The organism is Virgisporangium aurantiacum, assembly GCF_016863635.1.
Taxonomy (GTDB): Bacteria; Actinomycetota; Actinomycetes; order Mycobacteriales; family Micromonosporaceae; genus Virgisporangium; species Virgisporangium aurantiacum.
The window spans coordinates 1-664 of sequence record NZ_BOPG01000205.1; the positions used below are offsets into that span (position 1 = coordinate 1).

Sequence of the window (664 nt, forward strand, 5' to 3'; positions counted from 1 at the left end):
GGCATCGGCCCGCCCGGTGAAGTCCACCGCGTCCACCCGCTCCGCCACCACCAGGCCGGCCGCTGCCAAGTCGGCCAGCTCACGCCCGGCGGCAGCGAAGTCGACCACGGCCCGCTCCACGGCGGCGAAGTCGACGGCGCGTTCGGCGGCGGCGAAGTCGACCACCCCGCGCGCGACGGCGGCGAAGTCGACGGCGGCCCGCGCGACGGCCGCGAAGTCGACGGCCGCGCGTTCGGCGGCCGCGAAGTCGACGGCGGCCCGCTCATCGGCGGCCAAGTCGACCACCGCACGCTCATCGGCCGCGAAGTCAACCTCGGCGGCGCGCTCGACGGCGGCCCGGTCCACCACGGCGGCCCGGTCGTCGGCGGCATCGAAGTCCGCAGCGGCACGCTCGTCGTCGGCGGCGAAGCCGGCCACGCGTTCCTCGGCAGCGTCGAGGCCCGCATCGGCCCGGTCGTCCGCGGCGTCGAAGCCCGCGTCGGCGCGCTCGTCGTCGGCAGCGGCGAGGCCGGCATCGGCCCGGTCGTCCGCGGCGTCGAAGCCCGCAGCGGCGCGTTCGTCGGCGGCGGTGAGGCCCGCGTCGACCCGTTCGTCGGCTGCGGCGAAGCCGGCCACGCGTTCGTCGGCTGCGGCGTCGAAGCCCGCGTCGGGGCGTTCGTCGGCC

1 protein-coding gene is annotated in these 664 nt (G+C 78.2%); it reads right to left on the reverse strand.

Features of this window, described 5'->3' with window-relative positions; genetic code table 11:
- Positions 1-664: hypothetical protein (locus Vau01_RS63060; protein WP_204015512.1), on the reverse strand; the 664-nt coding region annotated here is incomplete at both ends.